Here is a 25156-nt window from a genome sequence, read left to right on the forward strand (position 1 = left end):
TGGCCGCCTCCGGCCATTACGCGCGCGGCCCTGAGCGGGCAAGATGGGCGGCAGAGCGGTGCACCCGCCGGCCGGTCCCGGGCCGGTGGCCCGCAACATGCCGGAAACGGTCTTGTGGTGGGATGCTCAGATGCCCGACCGCCTCCCGTGAGCACGGGCAGGCGGCCTGACAGCAAGGATGGGGAATCGGAAGATGGACAAGCAGCAGGAGTTCGTGCTCCGGACCTTGGAAGAGCGCGACATCCGGTTCGTACGCCTGTGGTTCACCGACGTACTCGGTTTCCTCAAGTCCGTGGCCGTGGCGCCCGCCGAGCTGGAACAGGCCTTCGACGAGGGCATCGGTTTCGACGGCTCCGCCATCGAGGGCTTCGCCCGGGTGTACGAGTCCGACATGATCGCCAAGCCGGACCCGTCCACCTTCCAGATCCTGCCCTGGCGCGCCGAGGCCCCCGGCACCGCCCGCATGTTCTGCGACATCCTCATGCCGGACGGCTCACCGTCCTTCGCGGACCCGCGCTACGTCCTCAAGCGCGCCCTGGCCCGCACCTCCGACCTGGGCTTCACCTTCTACACCCACCCCGAGATCGAGTTCTTCCTGCTGAAGGACCGACCGCTGGACGGCACCCGCCCGACCCCCGCCGACAACTCCGGCTACTTCGACCACACCCCGCAGAACATCGGCATGGACTTCCGCCGCCAGGCCATCACCATGCTGGAGTCGATGGGCATCTCCGTCGAGTTCTCCCACCACGAGGGCGCCCCGGGCCAGCAGGAGATCGACCTGCGCTACGCCGACGCGCTGTCCACCGCGGACAACATCATGACGTTCCGCCTGGTGATGAAGCAGGTCGCGCTGGAGCAGGGCGTGCAGGCCACCTTCATGCCGAAGCCCTTCTCCGAGCACCCCGGCTCCGGCATGCACACCCATCTCTCACTCTTCGAGGGCGACCGCAACGCGTTCTACGAGTCCGGCTCGGAGTACCAGCTCTCCAAGGTCGGCCGCTCCTTCATCGCGGGCCTGCTCAGGCACGCCGCCGAGATCTCCGCGGTCACCAACCAGTGGGTCAACTCCTACAAGCGCATCTGGGGCGGATCCGAGCGCACCGCGGGCGCCGGCGGCGAGGCGCCCTCGTACATCTGCTGGGGCCACAACAACCGCTCCGCCCTGGTCCGCGTCCCGATGTACAAGCCCGGCAAGACCGGCTCCGCACGCGTCGAGGTCCGCTCGCTGGACTCCGGCGCCAACCCCTACCTCGCCTACGCGGTCCTGCTGGGCGCCGGCCTCAAGGGCATCGAGGAGGGTTACGAGCTGCCGCCCGGCGCCGAGGACGACGTCTGGGCCCTCTCCAACGCCGAGCGCCGCGCGATGGGCATCGAGCCCCTCCCGCAGAACCTCGGCGAGGCCCTGAACCTCATGGAGAACAGCGACCTCGTCGCCGAGACCCTCGGCGAGCACGTCTTCGACTTCTTCCTGCGCAACAAGCGCCAGGAGTGGGAGGAGTACCGCAGCGAGGTCACGGCCTTCGAACTGCGGAAGAACCTGCCGGTGCTGTAGGCGCGCGGGCTGTCACGACGAACGGCGTGGGCCCTTGGGCCCACGCCGTGGCGGTGCGACTCGGAACGGATCAGTAGATCTTGATGTAGGTGAGTTCCTGGTCGAGGCCTTCGATGTCCTTTATGGACCGGTTCTTTTCGATGGTGTAGTTCCTGCCGCCCAGGGTGACCAGGACCCGGTTGTTCCCTGCCTTAACCTCGTTCACCCGGTAGATGTGGACGTTCTGCGAGCCCGCGTTGGCGAAGCAGAGTGTCTTGCTCCAGTTGTAGTTGGTGATCTTGACGAAGTCCGTGCGATTGCCGCAGTCCGTGCGGCTGACGGCTGCTGCCGAGGTCACCGGGATGATCGCGGACAGGGCCGCCGTGGCGGCGATGACCATCGCGACCTTCTTGAGCGGGTTCTTCATGGGGGGCTCTCCGTTTCCGGGGTTCCGGGATTCCGGGTTTCTGGGTTTCTGGGTTTCTTCGTTCGGCTAGGCCGTGCACACGGCTCCGTGGCGCTCCAGCTGGAGGGTGAGCTCGCCGCGCTCCCGGCGGGCGGTGTCCGCCTCCTCGCGCACCTGGTCGAGACGCTCCTCGAGCATGGCGACGCGCTCGCGGCAGCGATCGAGCTCCGCGCGGACGAACTCGGCGTCCGCCACCTGCTGTGCGGCCTCCACGCGGACCTTCTCCGTCTCCTCCTCGAACCGGTGGGTGGCCTCGTCCAGCTCGGCGACGGCCAGCTCCGCGGCCTCCTCCGCCAGCGCGGCGCGGCCCTCGGCGGCCAGGGTCCGCTGGGCCGCGGCCTTGGTCACGGTCTCGATGCGGGCCTCGGCGGCGGCCGAGTCCGTGATGACGGCCAGTTCCTCGATGTAGACGGGCAGATCCGTGGCCAGCTGCGACATGAGCGCCACCAGACCGTCACGCGCCGCGGCCCCGCAGTCCGGCGTGGCCACCGCTGCCATGGCCGACTCGGCCGGTGCGGCTCCCATGGCCGCCTCTGCGGGTACGGTCGCCTCGGTCTGCGCGGGCGTCGCGGCTGCCTTCTTCGCCTCGGCCGCCTGGCGCCTCTCCTCCTTGCGCTGCTGACGCCTGGCACGGAACTTGCGGAAGGCGCCCAGCGCGTTGTGCTCCGGGTGCGCGCAGTATCGAGGCGCCGGTGCGTCGGGGGTCGGCGCGGCCGGAGGGTTGGTGCAGTCCGGGTATGCGCAGACCTCAAGCGTCTCGACAGTCATCGTCCCGCCTTTCCAGGGAAGTTCAGTGGATCTCGTGGATCTCGGTGGGGGCGATGATCAAGCTAGACGCGAAGGAGGCCGCATGGGCGGTTCAGGGGCCCGGCGTCATGGTTCGGTAAGAAACGGTGCAATGGCGGCTTCAGCGCGGATACGCGGGCGACACCGCCGCCGTGCTGATCCGCCGCGGCCGCCCCGACCCGTCCGCAGGCACTTCGTACAGATCGGCGCCGTAGTCCCCGGGCAGGGCGTACACGACCGTGCGGGCGTCCTTCCACACCGCCTGGTCGTCCACGCTTCTCGGCTCGGCCAGCGGGGTCTCGCGCATCGTGCGCAGGTCGAGGACGTACAGCCGCCAGGGGGCGTCCTTGGGCAGGCCGTCGACCCGCTTCTTGTGGACGACCCGGGTGCCGTCGGGGGACAGCGAGGGGCACTCGACGTTCTCGTGCAGGGTGGTGACGGTACGCGCGCGCAGGTCGCCGCGGACCAGATGGGTGCGCCCCCCGGTCGCCAGCGTCGCGTAGAAGGTGCGGTCGTCCGCCGCGAAGGTCACCCCCCAGAAGTTCACGTCGGCCGCGCGGTGGGTCCGGCCGTCCTTGACGACGCGGTACGACTCCAGTGACGGCGTGAGCCGGCCCGTACGGACGTCCAGGATCGCGGTACGGGTCGAGAAGCTGGTCCCGGCGTAGGAGTCCCCGCCGACGAACGCCGTCCACGCGGCGTAGTGGCCGCTGGGGGAGACCCGGGCACGGGACGGGATGCCCGGGACGTCGTAGCGGGCCCGCTCGCGCAGCGACGCGTCGAGGATCACCGCGCGGTAGGTGTCCGAGACCGGACCGTGCACGGCCCGCAGGCACACCCCGGTGCCGGCGGCGGCGTGGAAGCGCAGGCACTTCAGGTGCGAGGCGGTGCGCGGGCCCGCCGGGTCCGACGCCGGGACCGACACCAGTTCGTCGCGGTGCGGGCCCCAGGCCATGTTGCGGAACACCATGCGGCCGGGACCGGTCAGGGTGACCGGGCCCGAGGTGATCCGGGGGCCGCCCGGCCGGGGCCGGTTCCGCTGCTCGGCGCGCGCGGACGCGTGCAGCACCGACGCCGTGGCCGCCCCGGCGAGCACCAGCAGGGCCGAGAGCAGGACCAGGATCCGGGTACGTACCGTCATGGCGTGCATGCCGTGCCTTTCGGGCGGATCACCAGGGCGAACGCCGCGCAGAGCGCGAGCGCGACCGCCGATGCCAGGAGTGCCGTACGGTCGCCCCACAGCGTCCAGGCGGCGCCGAAGAGCAGCGAGCAGGCGAACCGCGCCAGCGCCTGCCCGGTCTGTACGACGGCCAGACCGGACGACCGCAGCTCCTCGGGCACCCCCTCGGACGCCGCCGCCATCAGCACGCCGTCGGTCGCCGCGTAGAAACCGCCGTGCAGGGCGAGTACGGCGTACGGCAGCGCCGCCGCGTGCCAGGAGGTGAGCAGCAGGCCGTACGCCAGCAGCAGCGCGGCATGACCCGCGAGGAACACCCGCCAGCGGCCCACCCGGTCCGCGAGCCGTCCGAGCGGCACCGCGAGCAGCAGGAACGCGGCCGCCGTGCCGAGCGGCAGCAGAGCGAACCAGCGGTCGGGGACGCCGACGCGGTGCTGCAGCAGCAGGTAGACGAAGGAGTCGCTCACCGTCGCGAGCCCCAGCAGCAGCGCGCAGACCGTGATGCGGCGCAGATCGCGGTGGCGGAGCAGGGCGAGGGCGGCACCCAATGTGGCGCGCGCGGCGGGGGGTGCGGTGGGACGTGCGACGGGGTGCCCGGTGTCCGCCGCCGGGGGACGGCGGCCGCCCGGCACGAACAGCACGAGCACCAGCACCCCGAGCACGGCCACACAGAAACTCACCGTGAACACCGCGTCGTAGCCGTCGACGGTCGCCCGCAGGATCAGGAAGGCGGCCAGCGGGCCGAGCAGCGCGCCCGCGGTGTCCATGGCCCGGTGCACGCCGAAGGCCCGGCCGCGTGTTCCGGGCGTGCTGGACAGGGAGATCAGCGCGTCGCGCGGCGCGGTGCGCAGGCCCTTGCCGGTGCGGTCCGCCGCCAGGACCAGCCCGATCGGGGTCAGCGTGTGGGCCAGGAGCAGCAGGGGCTTGCAGAGCGCGGAGATGCCGTAGCCGATGCCGGCCACCCACTTGTGGCGGCCGCCGCCCCGGTCGGCGAGGTGGCCCCCGGCCAGCCGGACCAGCGCCGAGAAGCCGTTGTAGACACCGTCGAGCACGCCGAAGCCCAGCGGCGACAGGCCGAGGCCCGCCACCAGGTACAGCGGGAGTACGGCGGTGACCATCTCCGAGGAGATGTCGGTGACCAGACTGACCGTGCCCAGCGCGAGCACCGTGGGGGCGACCGCGGCGCGGCGCCGCCCGGCGGGGAGCCGGACGGCGCCGTCCGCGGACACCGGCGCGTCGGGAGAACTCGCGCGGCTGTCCGCTACGTACACGTCAGGACGCCCAGACGCCGGTGATGTCCTTGGCGCCGGCCGCGTTGCCCGCGTGCGTGGTCAGGCCCTGGGTGTCCTCCAGGGTGCGCAGCAGGTCGTAGTGGTTGTACGTCGTCGAGGTGGTCGACCCCGCCTTGACCGGCTGGCCGTACAGGACCGTCGGGATGCGGTTGCCGCTGAGCCGGTTGTCCTCGTCGAAGGTGACGACCAGCAGGCTGTTGTGGGTACTGGCCCAGGTCGCGTATGCGCCCAGGTTGTTCTTCAGCCAGGTGTCACCGGTCGACACCGAGCAGTCGTGCATGTCGCTGCACAGGTTGGGGACCACGAACGACAGCTGGGGCAGCGTCGAGTAGTCCGTCGGGAACTGGGTGAACGTCTTCGCCGTGGAGGTCGGCACGTTGCTGAAGCCGAACCAGGGGTTGTGCTTGCGCGCGTACTTGCCGCTGCTGCACGTGGTGGATCCCTGGCTGGGCAGCGTCTCGTTGTAGCTGGCCCAGCTGCGGCCGGCCGCGATCTGCTCGGACGCCAGGTTGGCGGCCGAGGAGAAGCCGGGCGTGTAGCAGCTGTCGTCGGTGATGCCCTGGGTGGAGCCGGAGAAGAGGGCGAAGTAGTTGGGCTGGCTCGGGTGGGTCTGGGCGTACGACCGGGTGAGGCTCGCGCCGCCGGTCCTGAGCGAGTTGATGTACGGCGCGGTGGCGGAGCCGATGACCTGGCTGTAGGCGTGGTTCTCGAAGACCACGACGATCACGTGGTCCGGGCTCGGTACGGCGCCCGCGGCCTGCGCGGACCCGCCGCCGAGTCCGGACCACATCCCGATCGCGGCCGCGGCGAGGGCCGTCACGGACGCCAGGGCGGTGCGGGTACGGGTGCGGCGCGTGGTCGCACCGCGGGGCGTTGTCGTACGGGCAGTACTGCCGAACACAGCAACCTCCGGTGGGGGTGGGACGGGGCTGGCGGTGCGGACAGAGCATGCACACGCCAACATGCCCGTACCTCACGACGTCCAACCCGGCGGATGAAGACCACATGAACTACCGCTGTCGCACCCCGCACCGGGGCTCCCGCGCTACTCTCCGGTTACTCTCGGGCCAGGACCACCACGACTTGATCTTGATCCGACGGGAGGGCCGCGGATGACGCCGGGGCGCAGGAGCAGTACCTTCACGCGGCTGCTGCGACATGGCTTCACCGACCCCTCCGGCGCCGAACGGCTCCTCGACAGCGACGGTCTCGCCGGCCTCCGCGCCGACCCGGTGCTCCTGGAGGCGTTCGGCGCCACCGCGGACCCGGACCTCGCCCTGCACGGCCTCGTACGGCTCCTGGAGGCCCAGCCCGGCCCCTCCGCCCACCGCGAACTCCTCGACACCCTGGTCGCCGCCAAACCCCTGCGCGACCGCCTGCTCGGCGTCCTGGGCTCCTCCGAGGCCCTCGCCGACCACCTCGCCCGGCACCCCCGCGACTGGGAGGCGCTCGTCACCTACGAGCCGCGCGACCTGCACCCCGGCGTGGCGGAGTTCGAACGCGGCCTCGCCGACGCCACCGACCCGGTCTCCCTGCGCGTCGCCTACCGCCGCTGCCTGCTGTCCATCGCCGCCCGCGACGTCTGCGGCACGACCGACCTCGCCGAGACCGCCGCCGAACTCGCCGACCTGGCCACCGCCACCCTGCGCGCCGCCCTCACCATCGCCCGCGCCGCCGCGCCCGACGACGCCGCGCTGTGCCGGCTCGCGGTGATCGCGATGGGCAAGTGCGGCGGCCACGAGCTCAACTACGTCTCCGACGTGGACGTCATCTTCGTCGGCGAACCCGCCGAGGGCACCGCCGGCGACGACGAGGCCAAGGCGCTGCGCGCCGCCACCCGGCTGGCCTCGCACATGATGCGGATCTGCTCCGAGACCACCGTCGAGGGCTCCATCTGGCCCGTGGACGCCAACCTGCGTCCCGAGGGCCGCAACGGGCCCCTCGTCCGCACCCTCAGCAGCCATCTCGCCTACTACCAGCGCTGGGCCAAGACCTGGGAGTTCCAGGCACTCCTCAAGGCCCGCCCGGTGGCCGGCGACCTCGCGCTCGGCGAGGACTACGTCGCCGCACTCGAACCCCTGGTCTGGAAGGCCGCCGAGCGGGAGAACTTCGTCGCCGACGTGCAGAAGATGCGCCGCCGCGTCATCGAGAACATCCCCGCGGGCGAGATCGACCGCGAGCTGAAACTGGGCCCCGGCGGGCTGCGGGACGTCGAGTTCGCCGTCCAGCTCCTGCAACTCGTCCACGGCCGCAGCGACCCCTCCCTGCGCAGCGGCACCACCCTGGACGCCCTCCAGGCACTGGCCGCGGGCGGCTACGTCGGCCGTACCGACGCCGGCCGGCTGGACGAGGCGTACCGCTTCCTGCGCTCCATGGAGCACCGCATCCAGCTCCACCGGCTGCGCCGCACCCACCTCGTCCCCGAGGACGAGGCCGACCTGCGCCGCCTCGGCCGCTCCCTGGGACTGCGCGCCGACCCGGTGACCGACCTGAACCGGGAGTGGAAACGGCACGCGGGCGTCGTACGGCGCCTGCACGAGAAGCTCTTCTACCGGCCGCTGCTCGACGCCGTCGCCCAGCTCGCCCCCGGCGAGGCCAGGCTCAGCCCCGAGGCGGCCCGCGAACGCATGGTCGCCCTCGGCTACGCCGACCCCGCGGCCGCGCTGCGCCACCTGATCGCGCTGGCCTCCGGAGTCTCCCGCAAGGCCGCCATCCAGCGCACCCTGCTGCCCGTCCTGCTCGGCTGGTTCGCCGACTCCGCGGAACCGGACGCGGGCCTGCTGAACTTCCGCAAGGTGTCGGACGCGCTCGGCAAGACCCCCTGGTACCTGCGGCTGCTGCGCGACGAGGGCGCCGCCGCCGAGAACCTGGCCCGCGTCCTGTCGGCCGGCCGGCTCGCCCCCGACCTGCTGATGCGCGCCCCCGAGGCGGTCGCCCTGCTCGGCGACGGCGAACGCGGAGGCGGGCTGGACCCGCGCGGACGCGCCCCCCTGGAGCAGGAGATCCTCGCCGCCGTCGGCCGCGCCGACACCGTCGAGGGCGCCGTCGCCGCCGCCCGTGGCGTCCGCCGCCGCGAACTCTTCCGCACCGCAGCCGCCGACATCGTCGACTCCTACGGCACCGAGACCAACCCCGCCGAACCCGACCAGGGCGCCCTCGTCGACCGCGTCGGCCGCGCGGTCTCCGACCTCACCGCGGCCACCCTCGCGGGCACCCTGCGCGCCGTGGTCCGCGACGGTTGGGGCGACACCCTGCCCACCCGCTTCGCGGTCATCGGCATGGGCCGCTTCGGCGGCGGCGAACTGGGCTACGGCTCCGACGCCGACGTCGTCTTCGTCCACGAACCACAGGAGGGCGTGGACGAACGGGAGGCGTCGCAGGCGGCGAACAAGGTGGTCGCCGAGATGCGCCGCCTGCTCCAGATCCCCAGCGCCGACCCGCCCCTGCTCGTCGACGCGGATCTGCGCCCCGAGGGCAAGTCCGGCCCGCTCGTCCGCACCCTGAACTCCTACGCGGCCTACTACCGCCGCTGGTCCCTGATCTGGGAGTCGCAGGCCCTGCTGCGCGCCGAGCACGTCGCCGGGGACGCGGACCTGGGCGCCCGCTTCATCGAACTGGCCGACCCCCTGCGCTACCCGGCGGAGGGCCTGGGCGACGAGGCGGTACGCGAGATCCGCCGTCTGAAGGCCCGCATGGAGTCCGAGCGCATGCCTCGCGGCGCCGACCCCAAACTCCACACCAAGCTCGGCCCCGGCGGCCTCTCCGACGTCGAGTGGACCGTCCAGCTCCTCCAGCTCCAGCACGGCTGGGCCGAACCCGGACTGCGCACCACCCGCACCCGGGAGGCCCTGGCCGCCGCCCGCGCGGCCGACCTCCTCTCCACCGAGGACGCCGAAACCCTGGACGAGGCCTGGGTCCTGGCCACCCGCGTCCGCAACGCCGTCATGCTCGTCCGCGGCCGGGCCGGCGACACCTTCCCCTCCGAACCCCGGGAGCTGGCCGCCGTCGGCCGCTACCTGGGCTACGACCCCGGCCACGCGGGTGACATGCTCGACGCCTACCGACGCACCACCCGCAGGGCACGGGCGGTGGTGGAGGAACTCTTCTACGGGGCGTGAGCCACGGGGCTTGAGCCAACGGGGCGTGAGCGCCCACCTCGCCGTGCCCCGCTACGCCTCGTTGGGCAGGAGCGGGCCGAGCCCGTCCCTGGTCCCGACCGCGCGGGGCAGGGCGTACGGCAGGGTGCCGTACCAGAGGGCGGCCGTGGTGAAGCCGAAGGCTAGGCACAGGACGCCGCCCACCGCGTCGAGCCAGAAGTGGTTGGCGGTGGCGACGATGACCAGGAGGGTGGTCACCGGGTAGAGCAGGCCGATCACGCGGCCCCAGGGGACCTGGGCCAGGGCGAAGATCGTCAGACCGCACCACAGCGACCAGCCGATGTGCATGGACGGCATCGCCGCGTACTGGTTGGACATGTGCTTCAGATCGCCCGAGGCCATCGAACCCCAGGTGTGATGGATGGTCACCGTGTCGACGAAGCCGCCGCCGTTCATCAGGCGGGGTGGCGCGAGCGGATACAGGTAGTAGCCGAGCAACGCCACACCCGTCGTCGCGAACAGCACCAGCCGAGTCGCCGCGTAGCGCCCGGGGTGGCTGCGGTAGAGCCACACCAGCACACCCAGCGTCACCAGGAAGTGCAGCGTCGCGTAGTAGTAGTTCATGCTCACGATCAGCCAAGTCACCGAGTTCACGGCATGGTTGACCGAGTCCTCGACGGCGATGCCCAGCTGGTGCTCGGTGCGCCAGAGCCAGTCCGCGTTGCGCAGTGCGGCACCCCGCTGTTCGGGAACCGCGTTGCGGACCAGGGAGTACGTCCAGTAACTCAGCGCGATCAGCAGGATCTCGAACCGGAGCCGGGGCCGTCGCGGACTGCGCAGCCGGCGCAGCAGACGCCATACCCCTGCGTCCGTGACGGATCGCGGAGCGGCCACCTGCTCGGGCCCTTCCGGATCTGTCACGGCGGTGTCACTCATAGGCACCAAGTCTGCCAGAAAAGGGCCGTCCGGGAGGTCACCCCAGGGCAGAGTTCCGTTCCCCGGGCGCCGACGCGGTCGACCCCCGTACCACCAGTTCCGGCATGAACACGAACTCGCTGTGCGGAGCGGGCGTCCCGCCGATCTCCTCAAGCAGCGTCCGCACCGCGGCCTGCCCCATCGCCGGCACCGGCTTGCGGACCGTGGTGAGCGGCGGATCGGTGAACGCGATCAGCGGGGAGTCGTCGAACCCCACCACCGACACGTCCCGCGGCACTTCGAGACCCTGCTGCCGCGCCGCCCGTATCGCGCCGAGCGCCATCATGTCGCTGGCGCACACCACCGCGGTGCAGCCCCGCTCGATCAGCGCCGTCGCGGCCGCCTGGCCGCCCTCCAGCGAGTACAGCGAGTGCTGGATCAGCTCGCCCTCGATCACCTCGGCGGCGAAGCCCAGCTGCTCCTGCATCACCCGCACGAAGCCCTCGATCTTGCGCTGCACCGGCACGTAGCGCTTCGGGCCGAGCGCGAGACCGATCCGGGTGTGGCCGAGCGAGGCGAGATGCGTGACCGCCAGCGTCATCGCCGCCCGGTCGTCGGGCGAGATGAACGGCGCCTGCACCTTCGGCGAGAAGCCGTCGACCAGGACGAACGGCACGCCCTGCGCCCGCAGCCGCTCGTAGCGCTGCATGTCGGCGGTGGTGTCTGCGTGCAGTCCGGAGACGTAGATGATCCCGGCGACCCCGCGGTCCACGAGCATCTCGGTCAGCTCGTCCTCCGTCGACCCGCCGGGGGTCTGCGTGGCCAGCACCGGGGTGTAGCCCTGCCGGGTCAGCCACTGCCCGATGACCTGGGCGAGCGCGGGGAATATCGGGTTCTCCAGCTCCGGCGTTATCAGCCCCACCAGACCCTCGCTGCGCTGCCGCAGCCGTACCGGACGCTCGTAGCCGAGCACGTCCAGCGCGGCGAGCACGGACTGACGGGTGGTGGCGGCGACGCCCGGCTTCCCGTTGAGGACGCGGCTGACGGTCGCTTCGCTCACCCCCGCCTGCGCCGCGATGTCAGCGAGCCGTGTGGTCACGGCACCGGACTGTACATGCCGGAGTTGTGCCCGCGTCATCGGCGCTTCCTCGTCTCCTCGTCGTCCCCTCGCAAGGGGATGATTCCCCTGCCCGCACCGCATGGCAAGAGCTTGCAGAGTCTTGCACAAACGTCCGTGCGGCCGACGATCAGCCGCGTAGCCCGGTCGCGGGCAGGACACCCGCAGGTCACAGCCAGGTAACCTGCGTGTTCTCTTGCACTTTTTTTCTGCAAGACCTTTCGCGCCGCTTACATCGCTGTTACGTTCACGTCGCCCGGCGGCCTCCCCCACGCCGCCCTCCACTACTCGGGCTTTCACCCCTCAAGGAGAACTCATGCGGCGTGGCATAGCGGCCTCCGCGCTGGTGGCGTCCCTCGCCCTCACGGCGACGGCGTGCAACGGGAGCGACAGCGGCAGCGGCAAGGCGGACGGTCCGGTCACCATCACCTGGTGGGACACCTCCAACGCCACGAACGAGGCGCCGACGTACCAGGCCCTGATCAAGGACTTCGAGGCCGCCAACAAGAACATCAAGGTCAAGTACGTCAACGTCCCCTTCGACCAGGCGCAGAACAAGTTCGACACCGCCGCCGGTTCCTCGGGCGCCCCGGACGTGCTCCGCGCCGAGGTGGGCTGGACGCCGGCCTTCGCGAAGAAGGGCTTCCTGCTGCCGCTGGACGGCACCGAGGCCCTCGCGGACAAGGACAAGTTCAAGTCCAACCTGATCACCCAGGCCCAGTACGAGGGCAAGACGTACGGCGTGCCGATCGTCACCGACACCCTCGCGCTCGTCTACAACAAGGCCCTGTTCAAGAAGGCCGGCATCACCGAGGCCCCCAAGACCTGGGACGAGCTGAAGTCCGACGCCGCCAAGGTCAAGGACAAGGCCGGCGTCGACGGCTACTGGGGCTCCACCCAGGCCTACTACGCGCAGTCCTTCCTCTACGGCGAGGGCACCGACACCGTCGACGCTTCCGCCAAGAAGATCACCGTGAACTCCGCCGCCGCCAAGAAGGCCTACGGCACCTGGCAGGGCCTGTTCGACGGCAAGGGCCTGCACAAGGCCGACACCACCGCCGACGCCTACGCGCACATCCAGGACGCGTTCGTCAACGGCAAGGTCGCCGCGATCGTCCAGGGCCCCTGGGAGATCACGAACTTCTACAAGGGCAAGGCCTTCGCCGACAAGTCCAACCTCGGCATCGCCACCGTCCCGGCCGGCTCCTCCGGCAAGGCGGGCGCCCCGACCGGCGGCCACAACCTCTCGGTCTACGCCGGCTCGGACAAGGCCCACCAGGACGCCGCGCTGAAGTTCGTCAACTTCATGACCTCCGCGAAGTCCCAGTCGGCCGTCGCCATGAAGAACTCCACGCTGCCCACCCGCGACGACGCCTACACCGACCAGGTCAAGGCCGACCCGGGCATCGCCGGCTACGGCGCGGTCCTCTCCGCCGCCCAGCCGCGCCCCGCACTGCCCGAGTACAGCTCGCTGTGGGGCCCGCTGGACACCGAGCTGCCCAAGATCGCCGGTGGCAAGGAGTCCCTGGACAAGGGTCTGGGCAACGTCGAACTGGCCATCCAGAAGCTGGTTCCGGACTTCAGCAAGTAGGCCCCGAGTGGCCGTCGGATCTCCCTGGAAGTGGGGGGAGGGATCCGGCGGCCACCGGCCGCGCCCAGGCCCACCCCCGATCTTCCCGAAGGTGTCGAACCCATGACAGTCGCCATCGACCGCGCGACCGGCAAGCGCCGCGGTGACCGCGCGCCCCGCCCAGGGCTGGGCCGGCGCCTCAAGAACGGCTACCAGAAACACTGGTACGCCTACGCCATGATCGCCCCGGTGGCGGTCGTGCTCGGTGTGCTCGTGCTGTACCCCCTGGTCTACGGCCTGTATCTCACGCTCACCGACGCCAACAGCCTCAACACCGCGCGCACGATCGGCGTCAACCACATCGACGCCACCTACAAGTTCATCGGGCTCGACAACTACAAGGACATCCTGTTCGGCCCGACGTCGTACGACCGTTTCTGGTCGCACTTCGTCTGGACGATCGTGTGGACGGTCGCCTGCGTCCTCCTGCACTACACCATCGGACTGGGCCTCGCCCTGCTGCTCAACGGCAAACTCCGCGGCCGCACCTTCTACCGCATGGTCCTGGTCCTGCCCTGGGCCGTGCCCACCTTCGTCACCGTCTTCGGCTGGCGCTTCATGCTCGCCGACGGCGGAGTCCTCAACACGTTCCTCGACGCGCTCCACCTGCCGTCCCCGGACTGGCTGGAGGACACCTTCTGGCAACGCGCCGCCGCGATCATGGTCAACACCTGGTGCGGTGTGCCGTTCATGATGGTCTCGCTGCTCGGCGGACTCCAGGCCATCGACGCCTCGCTGTACGAGGCCGCCGAGATGGACGGCGCGAGCGCCTGGCAGCGCTTCAGGTACGTCACCCTGCCGGGGCTCAGGTCCGTCAGCTCCACCGTCGTACTCCTCGGCGTCATCTGGACCTTCAACCAGTTCGCCGTCATCTTCCTGCTGTTCGGCAGCACCGCCCCCGACGCGCAGATCCTGGTCACCTGGGCCTACTACCTCGGCTTCGGACAGCAGCCGCGTGACTTCGCCCAGTCCGCCGCCTACGGCATCCTGCTGTTGGCGATCCTGATCGTCTTCACCTCGTTCTACCGCCGCTGGCTGAACCGCAATGAGCAGCAGCTCGCGATCTGAGGCAGGAGTCCCCATGACAACGAGCACCGTCGAGACCTCTGCCGCCGTCACCGAGCAGGCCCCCGCGACCGCCCGGAGCCGGGTCAGCCGCCGCGGCGACCGCGGACCCGTCGCCTCGGCCCTCACCCATTCGGCCCTGATCGCCGCGAGTCTGATCGCGTTCTTCCCGATCGCCTGGCTGGTGTACCTGTCGCTCGGCCCGGACAAGGACGACTATCTCCACCCCGGTGCGATCTGGCACAAGATGTCGTTCGACAACTACACCTTCGTCCTCCGGCACACCGCGTTCTTCGACTGGCTGAAGAGCACCCTCGTCGTCGTCGGCGGTGTCACCCTCGTCGGCGTGCTGATCTCCGCCACCACCGGCTACGCGGTCTCCCGCATGCGCTTCCCCGGCTACAAGAAGTTCATGTGGCTGCTGCTGCTCACGCAGATGTTCCCGATCGCCGTTCTGATCGTGCCGATGTACCAGATCATGTCCGAACTCGGCCTCATCGACAGCTACCTCGGCCTGATCATCATCAACTGCACGACGATCATCCCGTACTGCGCATGGCTGCTGAAGGGCTACTTCGACACGATCCCGTTCGAGATCGACGAGGCCGGCCGGGTCGACGGGCTCAGCCCGTTCGGCACGTTCCTGCGGCTGATCCTGCCGCTCGCCAAGCCCGGACTCGCGGTGGCCGCGTTCTACGCCTTCCTCACCGCGTTCGGCGAGGTCGCCTTCGCGTCGACGTTCATGCTGAGCGACGACAAGTACACCTTCGCCGTCGGCCTGCAGACCTTCATCAGCGAGCACGACGCGCAGCGCAACCTCATGGCCGCGGCCGCGGTGCTGATCGCGATACCCGTGGCGATCTTCTTCTACCTGGTCCAGAAGAACCTGGTCACCGGCCTCACCGCCGGCGGCACGAAGGGCTGAGCCCGCGAGGCGGGCCCCTTCGGGAAAGGCTCCCGCGCGACGTGACCGCGCGGGCGGCGGCCGCGGTGCCTCCCCCAGGCTCTTCGAGCAGGGGGATCTCCAGACCCCGCAGGCACCGCGGCCGCCGGCACTCATCGGTGCCCCGCCCCCGCCGCCGTACCCACGACTCCCTGACCCGCACACCTTTACGCACCAAGGACGCCATGAGCCAGCAGCCCCCCACCTCCGACCAGGCACCGAACTCCGCCACCGTCACCGTCGCCAAGCGCCGCGACTGGTGGCGGGACGCGGTGATCTACCAGGTCTATCCGCGCAGCTTCGCCGACGGCAACGGCGACGGCATGGGCGACCTGGAAGGCGTACGCTCCCGACTCCCGTACCTGCGCGACCTCGGCGTGGACGCCGTGTGGCTGAGCCCCTTCTACGCCTCGCCGCAGGCCGACGCCGGCTACGACGTCGCCGACTACCGCGCCGTGGACCCCATGTTCGGCACCTTGCTCGACGCCGACGCCCTGATCCGCGACGCCCACGAGCTGGGCCTGCGCATCATCGTGGACCTGGTCCCCAACCACTCCTCCGACCAGCACGAGTGGTTCAAGCGGGCCCTCGCCGAAGGCTCCGGCTCCCCCCTCCGGGACCGCTACCACTTCCGCCCCGGCAAGGGTGAGAACGGCGAACTCCCGCCCAACGACTGGGAGTCCATCTTCGGTGGCCCCGCGTGGACGCGCGTACCGGACGGCGAGTGGTACCTGCACCTCTTCGCCCCCGAGCAGCCCGACTTCAACTGGGAACACCCGGCCGTCGGCGACGAGTTCCGCTCGATCCTGCGCTTCTGGCTGGACATGGGCGTCGACGGCTTCCGTATCGACGTAGCCCACGGCCTGGTCAAGGCGGACGGCCTGCCCGACCTCGGCTCGCACGACCAGCTGAAACTGCTGGGCAACGATGTGATGCCGTTCTTCGACCAGGACGGCGTGCACGCCGTCTACCGCCAGTGGCGCACGGTCCTGGACGAGTACGCGGGCGAGCGCATCTTCGTCGCCGAGGCCTGGACCCCGACGGTCGAGCGCACCGCCAACTACGTCCGTCCCGACGAACTCCACCAGGCGTTCAACTTCCAGTACCTGGGCACCGAATGGGACGCCGAGGAACTGCGCACGGTCATCGACCGCACGCTGTCGGCCATGCGCCCGGTCGGCGCCCCCGCCACCTGGGTCCTCTCCAACCACGATGTCACCCGGCACGCCACCCGGTTCGCCAACCCGCCCGGCCTCGGCACCCAGATCCGCACCGCGGGCGACCGTGAACTCGGCCTGCGCCGCGCCCGCGCCGCCAGCCTGCTCATGCTGGCACTGCCCGGCTCGGCATACGTCTACCAGGGCGAGGAACTGGGCCTGCCGGACGTGGTGGACCTGCCCGACGAGGTCCGCCAGGACCCGGCGTTCTCCCGAGGCGCCGGCCAGGACGGCTTCCGCGACGGCTGCCGCGTCCCGATCCCGTGGACCCGCACGGGATCGTCGTACGGCTTCGGCCCGGCCGGCAGCTGGCTCCCGCAGCCGGCGGCCTGGGCCGGCCTGAGCGTGGAAGCCCAGCAGGGCGACCGGGACTCGACGCTGGAGCTGTACCGCGCCGCCCTCCGCCTCCGCCGCACCCAGCCCGACCTGGGCGCGGGCGAAGAGGTGGAGTGGCTGCGCGCCCCCGAGGGCGTCCTCGCCTTCCGCCGCGGTGAGTTCGTGTGCGTGGCGAACACGACGGGCGAGTCGGTCCCGATCCCGTCGTACGGCCGCGTACTGCTGGCCAGCGACGAGGTGACGGAGTCGGACGACGGCGCGAAGGTACCCGCGGACAGCACGGTGTGGTGGACGACGGCGTAGCCCTGCACTGACGGCCGCGTCGGTGGAGCAATGCCTCGCAGTGTGCTTGCCCCGTCTGCGTGAGCCGGGCTTTTCGTTCCCTGAGCGAGGGAGCGCCGCGATGGCGGCTGTGAAAATCGCTGTCCGATTGTCGGAACGCAGTGAACGGGGTTCAGGGTGACAATGTCACTCGGGTTCCCCGTTCTGCTGCGACTGGTTGACGAACGGGCGACTGCCTTCCGCGCCGCGATCGCCTCCGCGCCCAGCCTCGACGTGCAGGTGCCGACCTGCCCCGAGTGGACGCTGTTCGATCTGGCGGAGCACATCGGCGAGGGGCGCCGTGCCTGGGCCGCCACCGTCGCCGCAGGGCCTGCTCCGGCCAAGTCGCAGCGGACGCCCCGGTTGCGCCTGGGGAGCGCTAGGCCCTGCCGGCCTGGTTGGCGGAGTCCACGGAGCAACTGCTGGACGCATCGCGGAAGGCCGGCCCGGACCGCGGTTGCTGGACGTGGTGGGAGACGTCGCAGTCGCCGCAGACCGCGAGTGCCGTGGCTCGGCACCAGCTCCAGCAGATGGTGGTGCACACATACGACGCCCAGATCACCACAGGTGCCCCGCAGCCGCTGCCGGACGAGGTCGCGCTCGATGGTGTCGACGAGTTCCTGTCCACCTGCGTCGCAACGACAAGTGCCTGTCCGCACGGGCCCGCTGCCATCGACTTCCACGCATCCGAGGGCCGCTCCTGGCGCCTCTCGCTCTCCGCCGACGGCGCACGGACCGCCCGCCTCCCCGGGCCCGGCACCATGCCGGTCGCCGCCGCCGACCGGGCCCCGGACGCGGCCGCCGCCTTCTTCTCCGCTCAGGGCACCGCCAGCGAGCTGGTCCTCATCCTGCACAACCGCATCCCGGTCCATTCCCTGAAGCTCGACGGCGACCGACGTCTCTTCGAGCAGCTCAGCGCCTGGGACCCGGATGAGTAGGACGTGACGCCGCGCCACCTCGCACGCCCCGGGGCATGCCTCCCGTCAACGGCCACAACCACGCCGTGGCAGCCTCGGGGTTGCTCGTGCATCTGCCGCCGACAGGTGTCGTCCACGGGCCTGCCACCGCCAGGAGGTGGAGGGTCTCGGCAATCCGCCCGTACCCGGCGAACGCCTGGGGACGACGAAGCGCAGGCCGTCGACGGAGGTGAACACGTCTCCTCCTGGGACAACCCGACGTCCCCTTCGGCCACGGCATGGCTCGATCCCGGCCACCCTGCTTCTCGCATCAACTTTCCCCCGCCCGCTCCCCTTTCGGCGAGCGAACCCCTAACATCTCGCCACCGAAAGGTTTCAGCAAGGTTTCATCAACTCCCTTCAGTGTCAGCCTTCAACGGCGAAGGAACCCCCACATGTCACTCCGAACCCTCTCCGGCGCGCTCGCCCTTGCGACAGCTCTGGTGGTGATGAGCCCGACGAATGCGCAGGCTTCCCCACCCGGCACCAAGGACGTCACCGCGGTCCTCTTCGAGTGGCGGTACGACTCCGTCGCCCGCGAGTGCGGGAGCACCCTCGGCCCCGCCGGGTACGGATACGTGCAGGTCTCCCCGCCCGCCGAGCACATGCAGGGCCCGCAGTGGTGGACGTCGTACCAGCCGGTGTCGTACAGGATCGCCGGACGCCTCGGTGACCGGGCCGCGTTTCAGGGCATGGTCAACGCCTGCCATGCGGCCGGAGTGAAGGTCGTGGTCGACACCGTCGTCAACCACATGGCGGCGGGCGGCGGCACCGGTACCGGCGGCTCGTCGTACACGAAGTACGACTACCCGGGCCTCTACTCCGTCCACGACTTCGACGACTGCACGGCCCAGGTCGGCAACTACCAGGACCGCTGGAACGTGCAGCACTGCGAACTGGTCGGTCTCGCCGACCTGGACACCGGGGAGGAGTACGTCCGCAAGGCGATCTCCGGGTACATGAACGACCTGCTCTCCCTCGGGGCCGACGGCTTCCGGATCGACGCCGCCAAGCACATCCCCGCCGAGGACCTGGCGAACATCAAGTCACGGCTCAACAACCCGGGCGCCTACTGGAAGCAGGAGGTCATTTTCGGCGCGAACGAGGCCGTCCAGCCCGCCGAGTACACCGGCAACGGAGACGTCCAGGAGTTCCGCTACGCCTACGACCTCAAGCGGGTGTTCAACAGCGAGCGCCTCGCCTACCTGAAGAACTACGGCGAGGGCTGGGGTTACCTGAGCAGCTCGGTCGCCGGTGTCTTCGTCGACAACCACGACACCGAGCGCAACGGCTCCACCCTCAACTACAAGAGCGGCGCCGCCTACACCCTGGCCAACGTCTTCATGCTGGCCCACCCCTACGGCGCACCCGACATCAACTCCGGCTACGAGTGGTCGGACGCGGACGCCGGGCCGCCCAACGGTGGCACCGTCAACGCCTGCTGGCAGGACGGCTGGAAGTGCCAGCACGCCTGGCCGGAGATCCTCCGCATGGTCGCCTTCCGCAACGCGACCCGGGGGCAGGGGATCACGAACTGGTGGGACAACGGCAACAACGCCATCGCGTTCGGGCGGGGGAGCAAGGGGTACGTCGTCGTCAACCACGAGACCTCGTCCCTGACCCGTACCTTCCAGTCCAGCCTTCCGGCCGGTACCTACTGCGACGTCCAGAACAACGCGACGGTGACCGTGGGTTCGGGCGGCCAGTTCACCGCCACCCTCGGTGCGAACACGGCACTCGCCATCTATCAGGGCAAATCAGCCTGTTGAAAATCCTTGCCGGATGTTTCAAGACTCTTGCTGTATACCTTGCGCCGGCGATACGGTCACGCCGGCGCCCGGCAACGCAGCCGTGCCGGGGGTGTGGGGCCCGACCCAAGAGAGCAGACACACCCTAGGAGTTCACGCCCGTGATACCCAGACAACCGCGACGGATCGCGGCGGTGGCCGTCGCCGCCCTCGCCGCCGCGCTGGTGCAGCCGTTGGCCGCGCAAGCCGCACCCCCGAGCCCGACTCCGCCCCGGCCACCGTCGGACGCCCGCCTCGCCGCCGAGCCCGCCCGGCACGACGACACCCGCGAGCAGTTCTACTTCGTCATGCCGGATCGTTTCGCCAACGGGGACAGGGCGAACGACAGGGGAGGGCTGACCGGTTCACGGCTCAGCACCGGCTACGACCCCACCGACAAGGGCTTCTACCAGGGCGGCGACCTCAAGGGCCTGACCAGCCGCCTCGACTACATCAAGGGGCTCGGCACCACCTCCATCTGGATGGCGCCGATCTTCAAGAATCAGCCGGTGCAGGGGACGGGCGCCAACGCCAGTGCCGGTTACCACGGTTACTGGATCACCGACTTCACCCAGGTCGACCCGCACTTCGGGACCAACAAGGACCTGACAGCCCTCATCTCCAAGGCCCACGCCAAGGGCATGAAGGTCTTCTTCGACGTCATCACCAACCACACCGCCGACGTCGTGGACTACGAGGAGAAGTCCTACGGCTACCTCTCCAAGGGCGCGTTCCCCTATCTGACCAAGGACGGGCGGCCCTTCGACGACGCCGGCCATGCCGACGGCAAGCGGCGCTTCCCGGCCGTGGACGCCGGTTCCTTCCCGCGGACGCCGAGGGTGACCAGTGGGAACAAGGTCCCGTCCTGGCTCAACGACCCGGCGATGTACCACAACCGGGGCGACTCGACCTACTCGGGGGAGTCCACCACGTACGGCGACTTCTCCGGCCTGGACGACCTGTGGACCGAGCGCCCCGAGGTCGTCAGCGGCATGGAGAGGATCTACCAGCGCTGGGTCCGGGACTACGGCATCGACGGCTTCCGCATCGACACCGTCAAGCACGTGAACATGGAGTTCTGGACGCAGTGGGCGACGGCACTGGACAAGTACGCCGCCGCGCACGGCCGTAGGAACTTCTTCATGTTCGGTGAGGTGTACTCCGCCGACACCTCCGTCACGTCCCCTTACGTCACCCGGGGCCGCCTCGACGCCACGCTCGACTTCCCGTTCCAGGACGCGGCCCGCCAGTACGCCTCCCAGGGCGGCAGCGCGCGGAAACTTGCCGGTGTCTTCGGCGACGACTACAAGTACTCGACCGACAAGGCCAACGCCTATGAACAGGTCACCTTCCTCGGCAACCACGACATGGGCCGGATCGGGTACTTCCTGAAGCAGGACGCCCCGAAGGCCACCGACGCCGAACTGCTGAGGAAGGACCGGCTGGCCAACCAGCTGATGTTCCTCAGCCGGGGCAACCCGGTCGTCTACTACGGCGACGAACAGGGCTTCACCGGCTCCGGCGGCGACAAGGACGCCCGCCAGACCATGTTCGCCTCCAAGACCGCCGACTACCTGGACGACGACGAGATCGGCACCGACCGCACCCACGCGAGCGACGCCTACGACACCGGCGCACCGCTCTACCGGGAGATCGCCGCTCTCGCCAAGCTCCGCAAGGCCAACCCGGCCCTCACCGACGGCGTCCAGACCGAGCGGTACGCCGCCGACGGCCCCGGCGTCTACGCCGTCACCCGCACGGACGCCCGGACCGGCACCGAGTACGTCGTCGCCTTCAACAACGCCGAGGCCACCGAGTCGGCCACCTTCGCGACCGGCTCGCCGAACATGACGTACCGAGGCATCTACGGCACCGACGCCACCGCGCGCAGCGACGCCGGCAACAGGCTCACCATCACGGTCCCGGCCGCCTCCGCCGTCGTACTGAAGGCATCCGGCCCCCTCGCCGGGCCTGCCACCAGGCCGACCATCACCCTCACGCCCCCGGACGCCGGCGCCACCGGCACCGTGGAGCTGACCGCCGGCATCGACGGCGGACAGCTCGACCGCGTCGTCCTCGCCGCCCAGACCGGCAACGGGAAGTGGCAGATCCTCGGCTCCGCCGACCACGCCCCCTACAAGGTCACCCAGACCATCACCAAGGACGTACCGTCCGGCACCGCCCTCCGCTACAAGGCCGTCGTGATCGACTCCGCCGGACGCACCGCGAGCGCCACCGCCACGAGCACCACCGGCACCCCGCCCGCCCCCGAGGTCCCCACGGCCTCCTCCCGGGACTACGCGATCGTCCACTACAAGCGCCCCGGCGGCGACTACACCGACTGGGGCCTGTACGCCTGGGGCGACCTCGCCGACGGCGAGTCCACCAACTGGCCCGCAAGCCACCCCTTCACCGGCCGTGACGCCTACGGCGCCTTCGCCTACGTCAGGCTCAGGCCCGGCGCCTCGAACGTCGGCTTCCTCGTCATCGACAAGGACGGCAACAAGGACGTCTCCGCCGACCGGAGCATCGACGTCACCAGGACGGGTGAGGTCTGGATCGAGCAGGGCAAGCCCGACGTGGTGACCCAGCGGCCCGACCACCCCGCTCAGGACAGGACCAGGGCGGTCCTCCACTACCACCGCGCCGACGGGGACTACGACGGCTGGGGACTGCACGTCTGGACGGGCGCGGCCAGCCCCACCGCCGACTGGTCGAACCCCCTCAAGCCGGTGAAGACTGATGCCTATGGCGCGGTCTTCGAGGTACCGCTCACCGAAGGTGCCACCAGCCTCAGTTACATCGTCCACCAGGGCGACGAGAAGGATCTGCCCACCGACCAGTCGCTCGACCTCAAGACCTACGGTCATGAGGTGTGGCTGTTGAACGGCCAGGAGAAGTACCTGCTGCCGCAGCCCGCCGGCAGCGCGGCCGCCCTCGACCTGGCCACTTCCAAGGCGGTCTGGATCGACCGGAACACGGTCGCCTGGAACGGCGTCGACGGCGCCGCCTCCACCCAGCTGCTCTACTCCCGCGACGGCTCGATCACCGTCAAGGACGGCGCGCTGACCAGCGACGACGAACGCTGGCTCCGGCTGACCGGGACCACCCTCACCGACGCCCAGAAGGCGAAGTTCCCGCACCTCAAGGACTACACCGCCTGGTCCGTCGACCCACGTGACCGGGACCGCGTGCGCGAGGCGCTGCGCGGCCAGCTCGTCGCCTCGCAGCGCGGTGCCGACGGAGCGGTGCTCGCCGCGACCGGAGTGCAGACCGCGGGCGTGCTCGACGACGTGTACGACGCGACCGGGGCGAAGCTCGGCCCGGTCTTCCGGGACGGCAGGCCGACCCTGTCCGTGTGGGCGCCCACCGCGCAGAGCGTCGCCCTGGACCTGGACGGCTCCCGAGTCGCCATGCACCGCGACGCCGCCACCGGCGTCTGGTCCGTCACCGGCCCGAAGTCCTGGAAGGACAAGCCCTACCGGTATGTCGTGAAGGTCTGGGCCCCGAGCGTTCGCAAGATCGTCACCAACGAGGTCACCGACCCCTACGCGGTCGCGCTCACCGCGAACTCCGAGCGCGCTCTCGTCGTCGACCTGAACGACAAGGCGCTGGCGCCCGGCGGCTGGGCGGGCCTGCGCAAGCCCAGGGCCGTGCCGCTGCGGGACGCGCAGATCCAGGAACTGCACATCCGGGACTTCTCCGTCGCCGACCGGACGGTCCCGGCGGAGCACCGGGGCACCTACCTGGCCTTCACCGACAAGGGCAGCGACGGCTCGAAGCACCTGCGGGCGCTGGCGCGGTCCGGCACCTCCTACGTGCATCTCCTGCCCGTCTTCGACATCGCCACCATTCCCGAGCGCCGGTCCGACCAGGCGAGCCCCGACTGCGACCTGGCCGCCCACCCGGCCGACTCCGACCAGCAGCAGGAGTGCGTGGCGAAGACCGCCGCCAAGGACGCCTACAACTGGGGCTACGACCCGTACCACTACACGGTCCCGGAGGGCTCCTACGCCACCGACCCGGACGGTACGGCGCGCACCGTGCAGTTCCGGAGGATGGTCAAGGCGCTCAACGAGGACGGCCTCCGGGTCGTCATGGACGTCGTCTACAACCACACCGCCGCCGCGGGGCAGGCCGACACCAGCGTCCTCGACAGGATCGTGCCCGGCTACTACCAGCGGCTCCTCGCGGACGGAAGCGTCGCCAACAGCACCTGCTGCGCCAACACCGCACCCGAGAACGCCATGATGGGCAAACTGGTGGTCGACTCGATCGTCACCTGGGCCAAGCAGTACAAGGTGGACGGCTTCCGCTTCGACCTCATGGGCCACCACCCGAAGGCCAACATCCTCGCCGTCCGCAAGGCCCTCGACGCGCTGACGCCGGAGAAGGACGGCGTCGACGGCAGGAAGATCATCCTCTACGGCGAGGGCTGGAACTTCGGCGAGGTGGCGAACGACGCCCGGTTCACCCAGGCCACCCAGCGGAACATGGCCGGCACGGGCATCGCCACCTTCTCCGACCGCGCCCGTGACGCGGTGCGCGGCGGCGGCCCCTTCGACGCCGACCCCGGCGTCCAGGGCTTCGCCTCCGGCCTCTACACCGACCCCAACTCCTCCACGGCGAACGGCACCGCGGATGAGCAGAGGGCCCGCCTGCTGCACTACCAGGACCTGATCAAGGTCGGCCTGACCGGCAACCTCGCCGGATTCCGGTTCACCGGTGCCGACGGCAAGGAGGTCACCGGCGCCCAGGTCGACTACAACGGCTCACCCGCCGGTTACGCGGCCGCGCCCGGCGAGGCCCTCGCCTATGTGGACGCGCACGACAACGAGTCGCTGTTCGACGCCCTCGCCTTCAAGCTGCCCAAGGGGACCTCCGCCGCGGACCGGGCCCGTATGCAGGTCCTGGCGATGGCCACGGCGGGCCTCTCCCAGGGGCCGTCCCTGTCCCAGGCGGGCAGCGACCTGCTCCGCTCGAAGTCCCTGGATCGCAACTCCTACGACAGCGGCGACTGGTTCAACGCCATCCACTGGAACTGCGCGGACGGCAACGGCTTCGGCCGGGGTCTGCCCATGGCCGCCGACAACGCGTCCAAGTGGTCCTGGGCCAAGCCCCTGCTGAGCACCGTCGGCGTGGGGTGCCCGCAGATCGAGGGAGCCTCGGCCGCCTACCGGGACCTGCTCAGAATCCGCACCACGGAACGGGCGTTCTCCCTCGCCACCACCGCGCAGGTGCAGTCCCGGCTCTCCTTCCCGCTGTCCGGCAGGGACGAGACGCCGGGGGTGATCACCATGCGGCTGGGTGACCTGGTCGTGGTCTTCAACGCGACGCCCGAGAAGCAGACACAGCGGATCGGCACCCTCGCCGGGACGCCGTACCGGCTGCACCCGGTGCAGGCCGGCGGCGCGGACCCGGTGGTGAGGACCGCCGCCTACGCGGTCGGCTCGGGCACGTTCACCGTCCCGGCGCGGACGGTGGCGGTGTTCACCCGGGCGGCGAAGCAGAAGTAGG

16 protein-coding genes and 1 pseudogene are annotated in these 25156 nt (G+C 70.3%); 10 read left to right on the plus strand and 7 right to left on the minus strand.

The annotated features are described in order from the left end of the window. Positions 1 to 193: 193 nt before the first annotated feature. Positions 194 to 1555 (plus strand): glutamine synthetase family protein, encoded by a 1362-nt coding sequence (locus ACIPK3_RS03885; protein WP_402566381.1) that lies wholly within the window; start codon positions 194 to 196, stop codon positions 1553 to 1555. A gap of 70 nt (positions 1556 to 1625) precedes the next feature. Here ACIPK3_RS03885 and ACIPK3_RS03890 read toward each other — a convergent pair whose 3' ends face one another. The 5 genes from ACIPK3_RS03890 to ACIPK3_RS03910 form a co-directional block, all read right to left on the minus strand. After that, the gene (locus ACIPK3_RS03890; protein ID WP_402566383.1) at positions 1626 to 1961 is read right to left on the minus strand and encodes a beta/gamma crystallin domain-containing protein; all 336 of its coding nucleotides are present in this window, start codon (positions 1959 to 1961) and stop codon (positions 1626 to 1628) included. Between the two features lie 66 nt (positions 1962 to 2027). Beyond that, a complete protein-coding gene (locus ACIPK3_RS03895) occupies positions 2028 to 2768 on the minus strand; it encodes a hypothetical protein (protein ID WP_402566385.1) in 741 nt (246 codons plus the stop codon). Between the two features lie 139 nt (positions 2769 to 2907). Further along, complete coding sequence (locus ACIPK3_RS03900; RefSeq protein ID WP_402566387.1) at positions 2908 to 3927, minus strand: TolB family protein; 1020 nt, start codon at positions 3925 to 3927, stop codon at positions 2908 to 2910. Continuing rightward, the gene (locus tag ACIPK3_RS03905) at positions 3924 to 5234 is read right to left on the minus strand and encodes an MFS transporter (protein ID WP_402566389.1); all 1311 of its coding nucleotides are present in this window, start codon (positions 5232 to 5234) and stop codon (positions 3924 to 3926) included. Before ACIPK3_RS03905 ends, ACIPK3_RS03900 begins: the two co-directional genes overlap by 4 nt. A 1-nt stretch (position 5235) precedes the next feature. Beyond that, positions 5236 to 6084 (minus strand): alkaline phosphatase family protein, encoded by an 849-nt coding sequence (locus ACIPK3_RS03910; RefSeq protein WP_402566849.1) that lies wholly within the window; start codon positions 6082 to 6084, stop codon positions 5236 to 5238. A 283-nt stretch (positions 6085 to 6367) separates the two neighbouring features. On the opposite strand from ACIPK3_RS03910, the gene ACIPK3_RS03915 reads away from it, so the two are divergent. Further along, positions 6368 to 9373 carry a bifunctional [glutamine synthetase] adenylyltransferase/[glutamine synthetase]-adenylyl-L-tyrosine phosphorylase gene (locus tag ACIPK3_RS03915; RefSeq protein ID WP_402566391.1) on the plus strand — a complete coding sequence of 1002 codons (3006 nt, stop codon included), beginning with the start codon at positions 6368 to 6370 and terminating at the stop codon, positions 9371 to 9373. A 51-nt stretch (positions 9374 to 9424) separates the two neighbouring features. Here the strand turns inward: ACIPK3_RS03915 and ACIPK3_RS03920 are convergent, their stop codons facing one another. Beyond that, complete coding sequence (locus tag ACIPK3_RS03920) at positions 9425 to 10288, minus strand: phosphatase PAP2 family protein (protein ID WP_402566393.1); 864 nt, start codon at positions 10286 to 10288, stop codon at positions 9425 to 9427. 37 nt (positions 10289 to 10325) lie between these two features. Continuing rightward, on the minus strand, positions 10326 to 11366 hold the full coding sequence (locus ACIPK3_RS03925) for a LacI family DNA-binding transcriptional regulator (RefSeq protein ID WP_402566395.1): 1041 nt from the start codon (positions 11364 to 11366) through the stop codon (positions 10326 to 10328). A gap of 334 nt (positions 11367 to 11700) precedes the next feature. Here ACIPK3_RS03925 and ACIPK3_RS03930 point away from each other — a divergent pair, with 334 nt between their 5' ends. The 8 genes and pseudogenes from ACIPK3_RS03930 to pulA all read left to right on the plus strand — a co-directional run bounded on the left by ACIPK3_RS03930 (position 11701) and on the right by pulA (position 25155). Then, complete coding sequence (locus ACIPK3_RS03930) at positions 11701 to 12975, plus strand: extracellular solute-binding protein (protein WP_402566397.1); 1275 nt, start codon at positions 11701 to 11703, stop codon at positions 12973 to 12975. 102 nt (positions 12976 to 13077) lie between these two features. Then, positions 13078 to 14082: a carbohydrate ABC transporter permease gene (locus ACIPK3_RS03935; protein WP_402566399.1), complete on the plus strand. Its 1005-nt coding sequence runs from the start codon at positions 13078 to 13080 to the stop codon at positions 14080 to 14082. A gap of 13 nt (positions 14083 to 14095) precedes the next feature. Then, entirely contained in the window at positions 14096 to 15004 is a 909-nt protein-coding gene (locus tag ACIPK3_RS03940; protein WP_402566401.1) for a sugar ABC transporter permease, read from the plus strand. A 203-nt stretch (positions 15005 to 15207) separates the two neighbouring features. After that, positions 15208 to 16878: a glycoside hydrolase family 13 protein gene (locus ACIPK3_RS03945; protein ID WP_402566403.1), complete on the plus strand. Its 1671-nt coding sequence runs from the start codon at positions 15208 to 15210 to the stop codon at positions 16876 to 16878. Positions 16879 to 17040: 162 nt separating this feature from the next. After that, a pseudogene (locus ACIPK3_RS03950) lies at positions 17041 to 17393 on the plus strand (maleylpyruvate isomerase N-terminal domain-containing protein); the annotation flags it as partial. Between the two features lie 9 nt (positions 17394 to 17402). Continuing rightward, positions 17403 to 17834: a hypothetical protein gene (locus ACIPK3_RS03955; protein WP_402566850.1), complete on the plus strand. Its 432-nt coding sequence runs from the start codon at positions 17403 to 17405 to the stop codon at positions 17832 to 17834. 413 nt (positions 17835 to 18247) lie between these two features. Then, complete coding sequence (locus tag ACIPK3_RS03960) at positions 18248 to 19621, plus strand: alpha-amylase family protein (RefSeq protein WP_402566405.1); 1374 nt, start codon at positions 18248 to 18250, stop codon at positions 19619 to 19621. A gap of 140 nt (positions 19622 to 19761) precedes the next feature. Next, positions 19762 to 25155: a pullulanase-type alpha-1,6-glucosidase gene (gene pulA / locus ACIPK3_RS03965; RefSeq protein ID WP_402566407.1), complete on the plus strand. Its 5394-nt coding sequence runs from the start codon at positions 19762 to 19764 to the stop codon at positions 25153 to 25155. Position 25156 lies beyond the last annotated feature (1 nt).

It is taken from the genome of Streptomyces sp. NPDC086787 (genome assembly GCF_044745865.1).
Lineage (GTDB): Bacteria > Actinomycetota > Actinomycetes > Streptomycetales > Streptomycetaceae > Streptomyces.

What these genes read in the sequence shown, in the direction of transcription:
- ACIPK3_RS03885 (WP_402566381.1), top strand. Translation starts at nt 194, where the DNA reads ATGGACAAGCAGCAGGAGTTCGTGCTCCGGACCTTGGAAGAGCGCGAC.
- ACIPK3_RS03890 (WP_402566383.1), bottom strand. Translation starts at nt 1,961, where the DNA reads ATGAAGAACCCGCTCAAGAAGGTCGCGATGGTCATCGCCGCCACGGCG.
- ACIPK3_RS03895 (WP_402566385.1), bottom strand. Translation starts at nt 2,768, where the DNA reads ATGACTGTCGAGACGCTTGAGGTCTGCGCATACCCGGACTGCACCAAC.
- ACIPK3_RS03900 (WP_402566387.1), bottom strand. Translation starts at nt 3,927, where the DNA reads ATGACGGTACGTACCCGGATCCTGGTCCTGCTCTCGGCCCTGCTGGTG.
- ACIPK3_RS03915 (WP_402566391.1), top strand. Translation starts at nt 6,368, where the DNA reads ATGACGCCGGGGCGCAGGAGCAGTACCTTCACGCGGCTGCTGCGACAT.
- ACIPK3_RS03920 (WP_402566393.1), bottom strand. Translation starts at nt 10,288, where the DNA reads ATGAGTGACACCGCCGTGACAGATCCGGAAGGGCCCGAGCAGGTGGCC.
- ACIPK3_RS03930 (WP_402566397.1), top strand. Translation starts at nt 11,701, where the DNA reads ATGCGGCGTGGCATAGCGGCCTCCGCGCTGGTGGCGTCCCTCGCCCTC.
- ACIPK3_RS03935 (WP_402566399.1), top strand. Translation starts at nt 13,078, where the DNA reads ATGACAGTCGCCATCGACCGCGCGACCGGCAAGCGCCGCGGTGACCGC.
- ACIPK3_RS03940 (WP_402566401.1), top strand. Translation starts at nt 14,096, where the DNA reads ATGACAACGAGCACCGTCGAGACCTCTGCCGCCGTCACCGAGCAGGCC.
- ACIPK3_RS03945 (WP_402566403.1), top strand. Translation starts at nt 15,208, where the DNA reads ATGAGCCAGCAGCCCCCCACCTCCGACCAGGCACCGAACTCCGCCACC.
- ACIPK3_RS03960 (WP_402566405.1), top strand. Translation starts at nt 18,248, where the DNA reads ATGTCACTCCGAACCCTCTCCGGCGCGCTCGCCCTTGCGACAGCTCTG.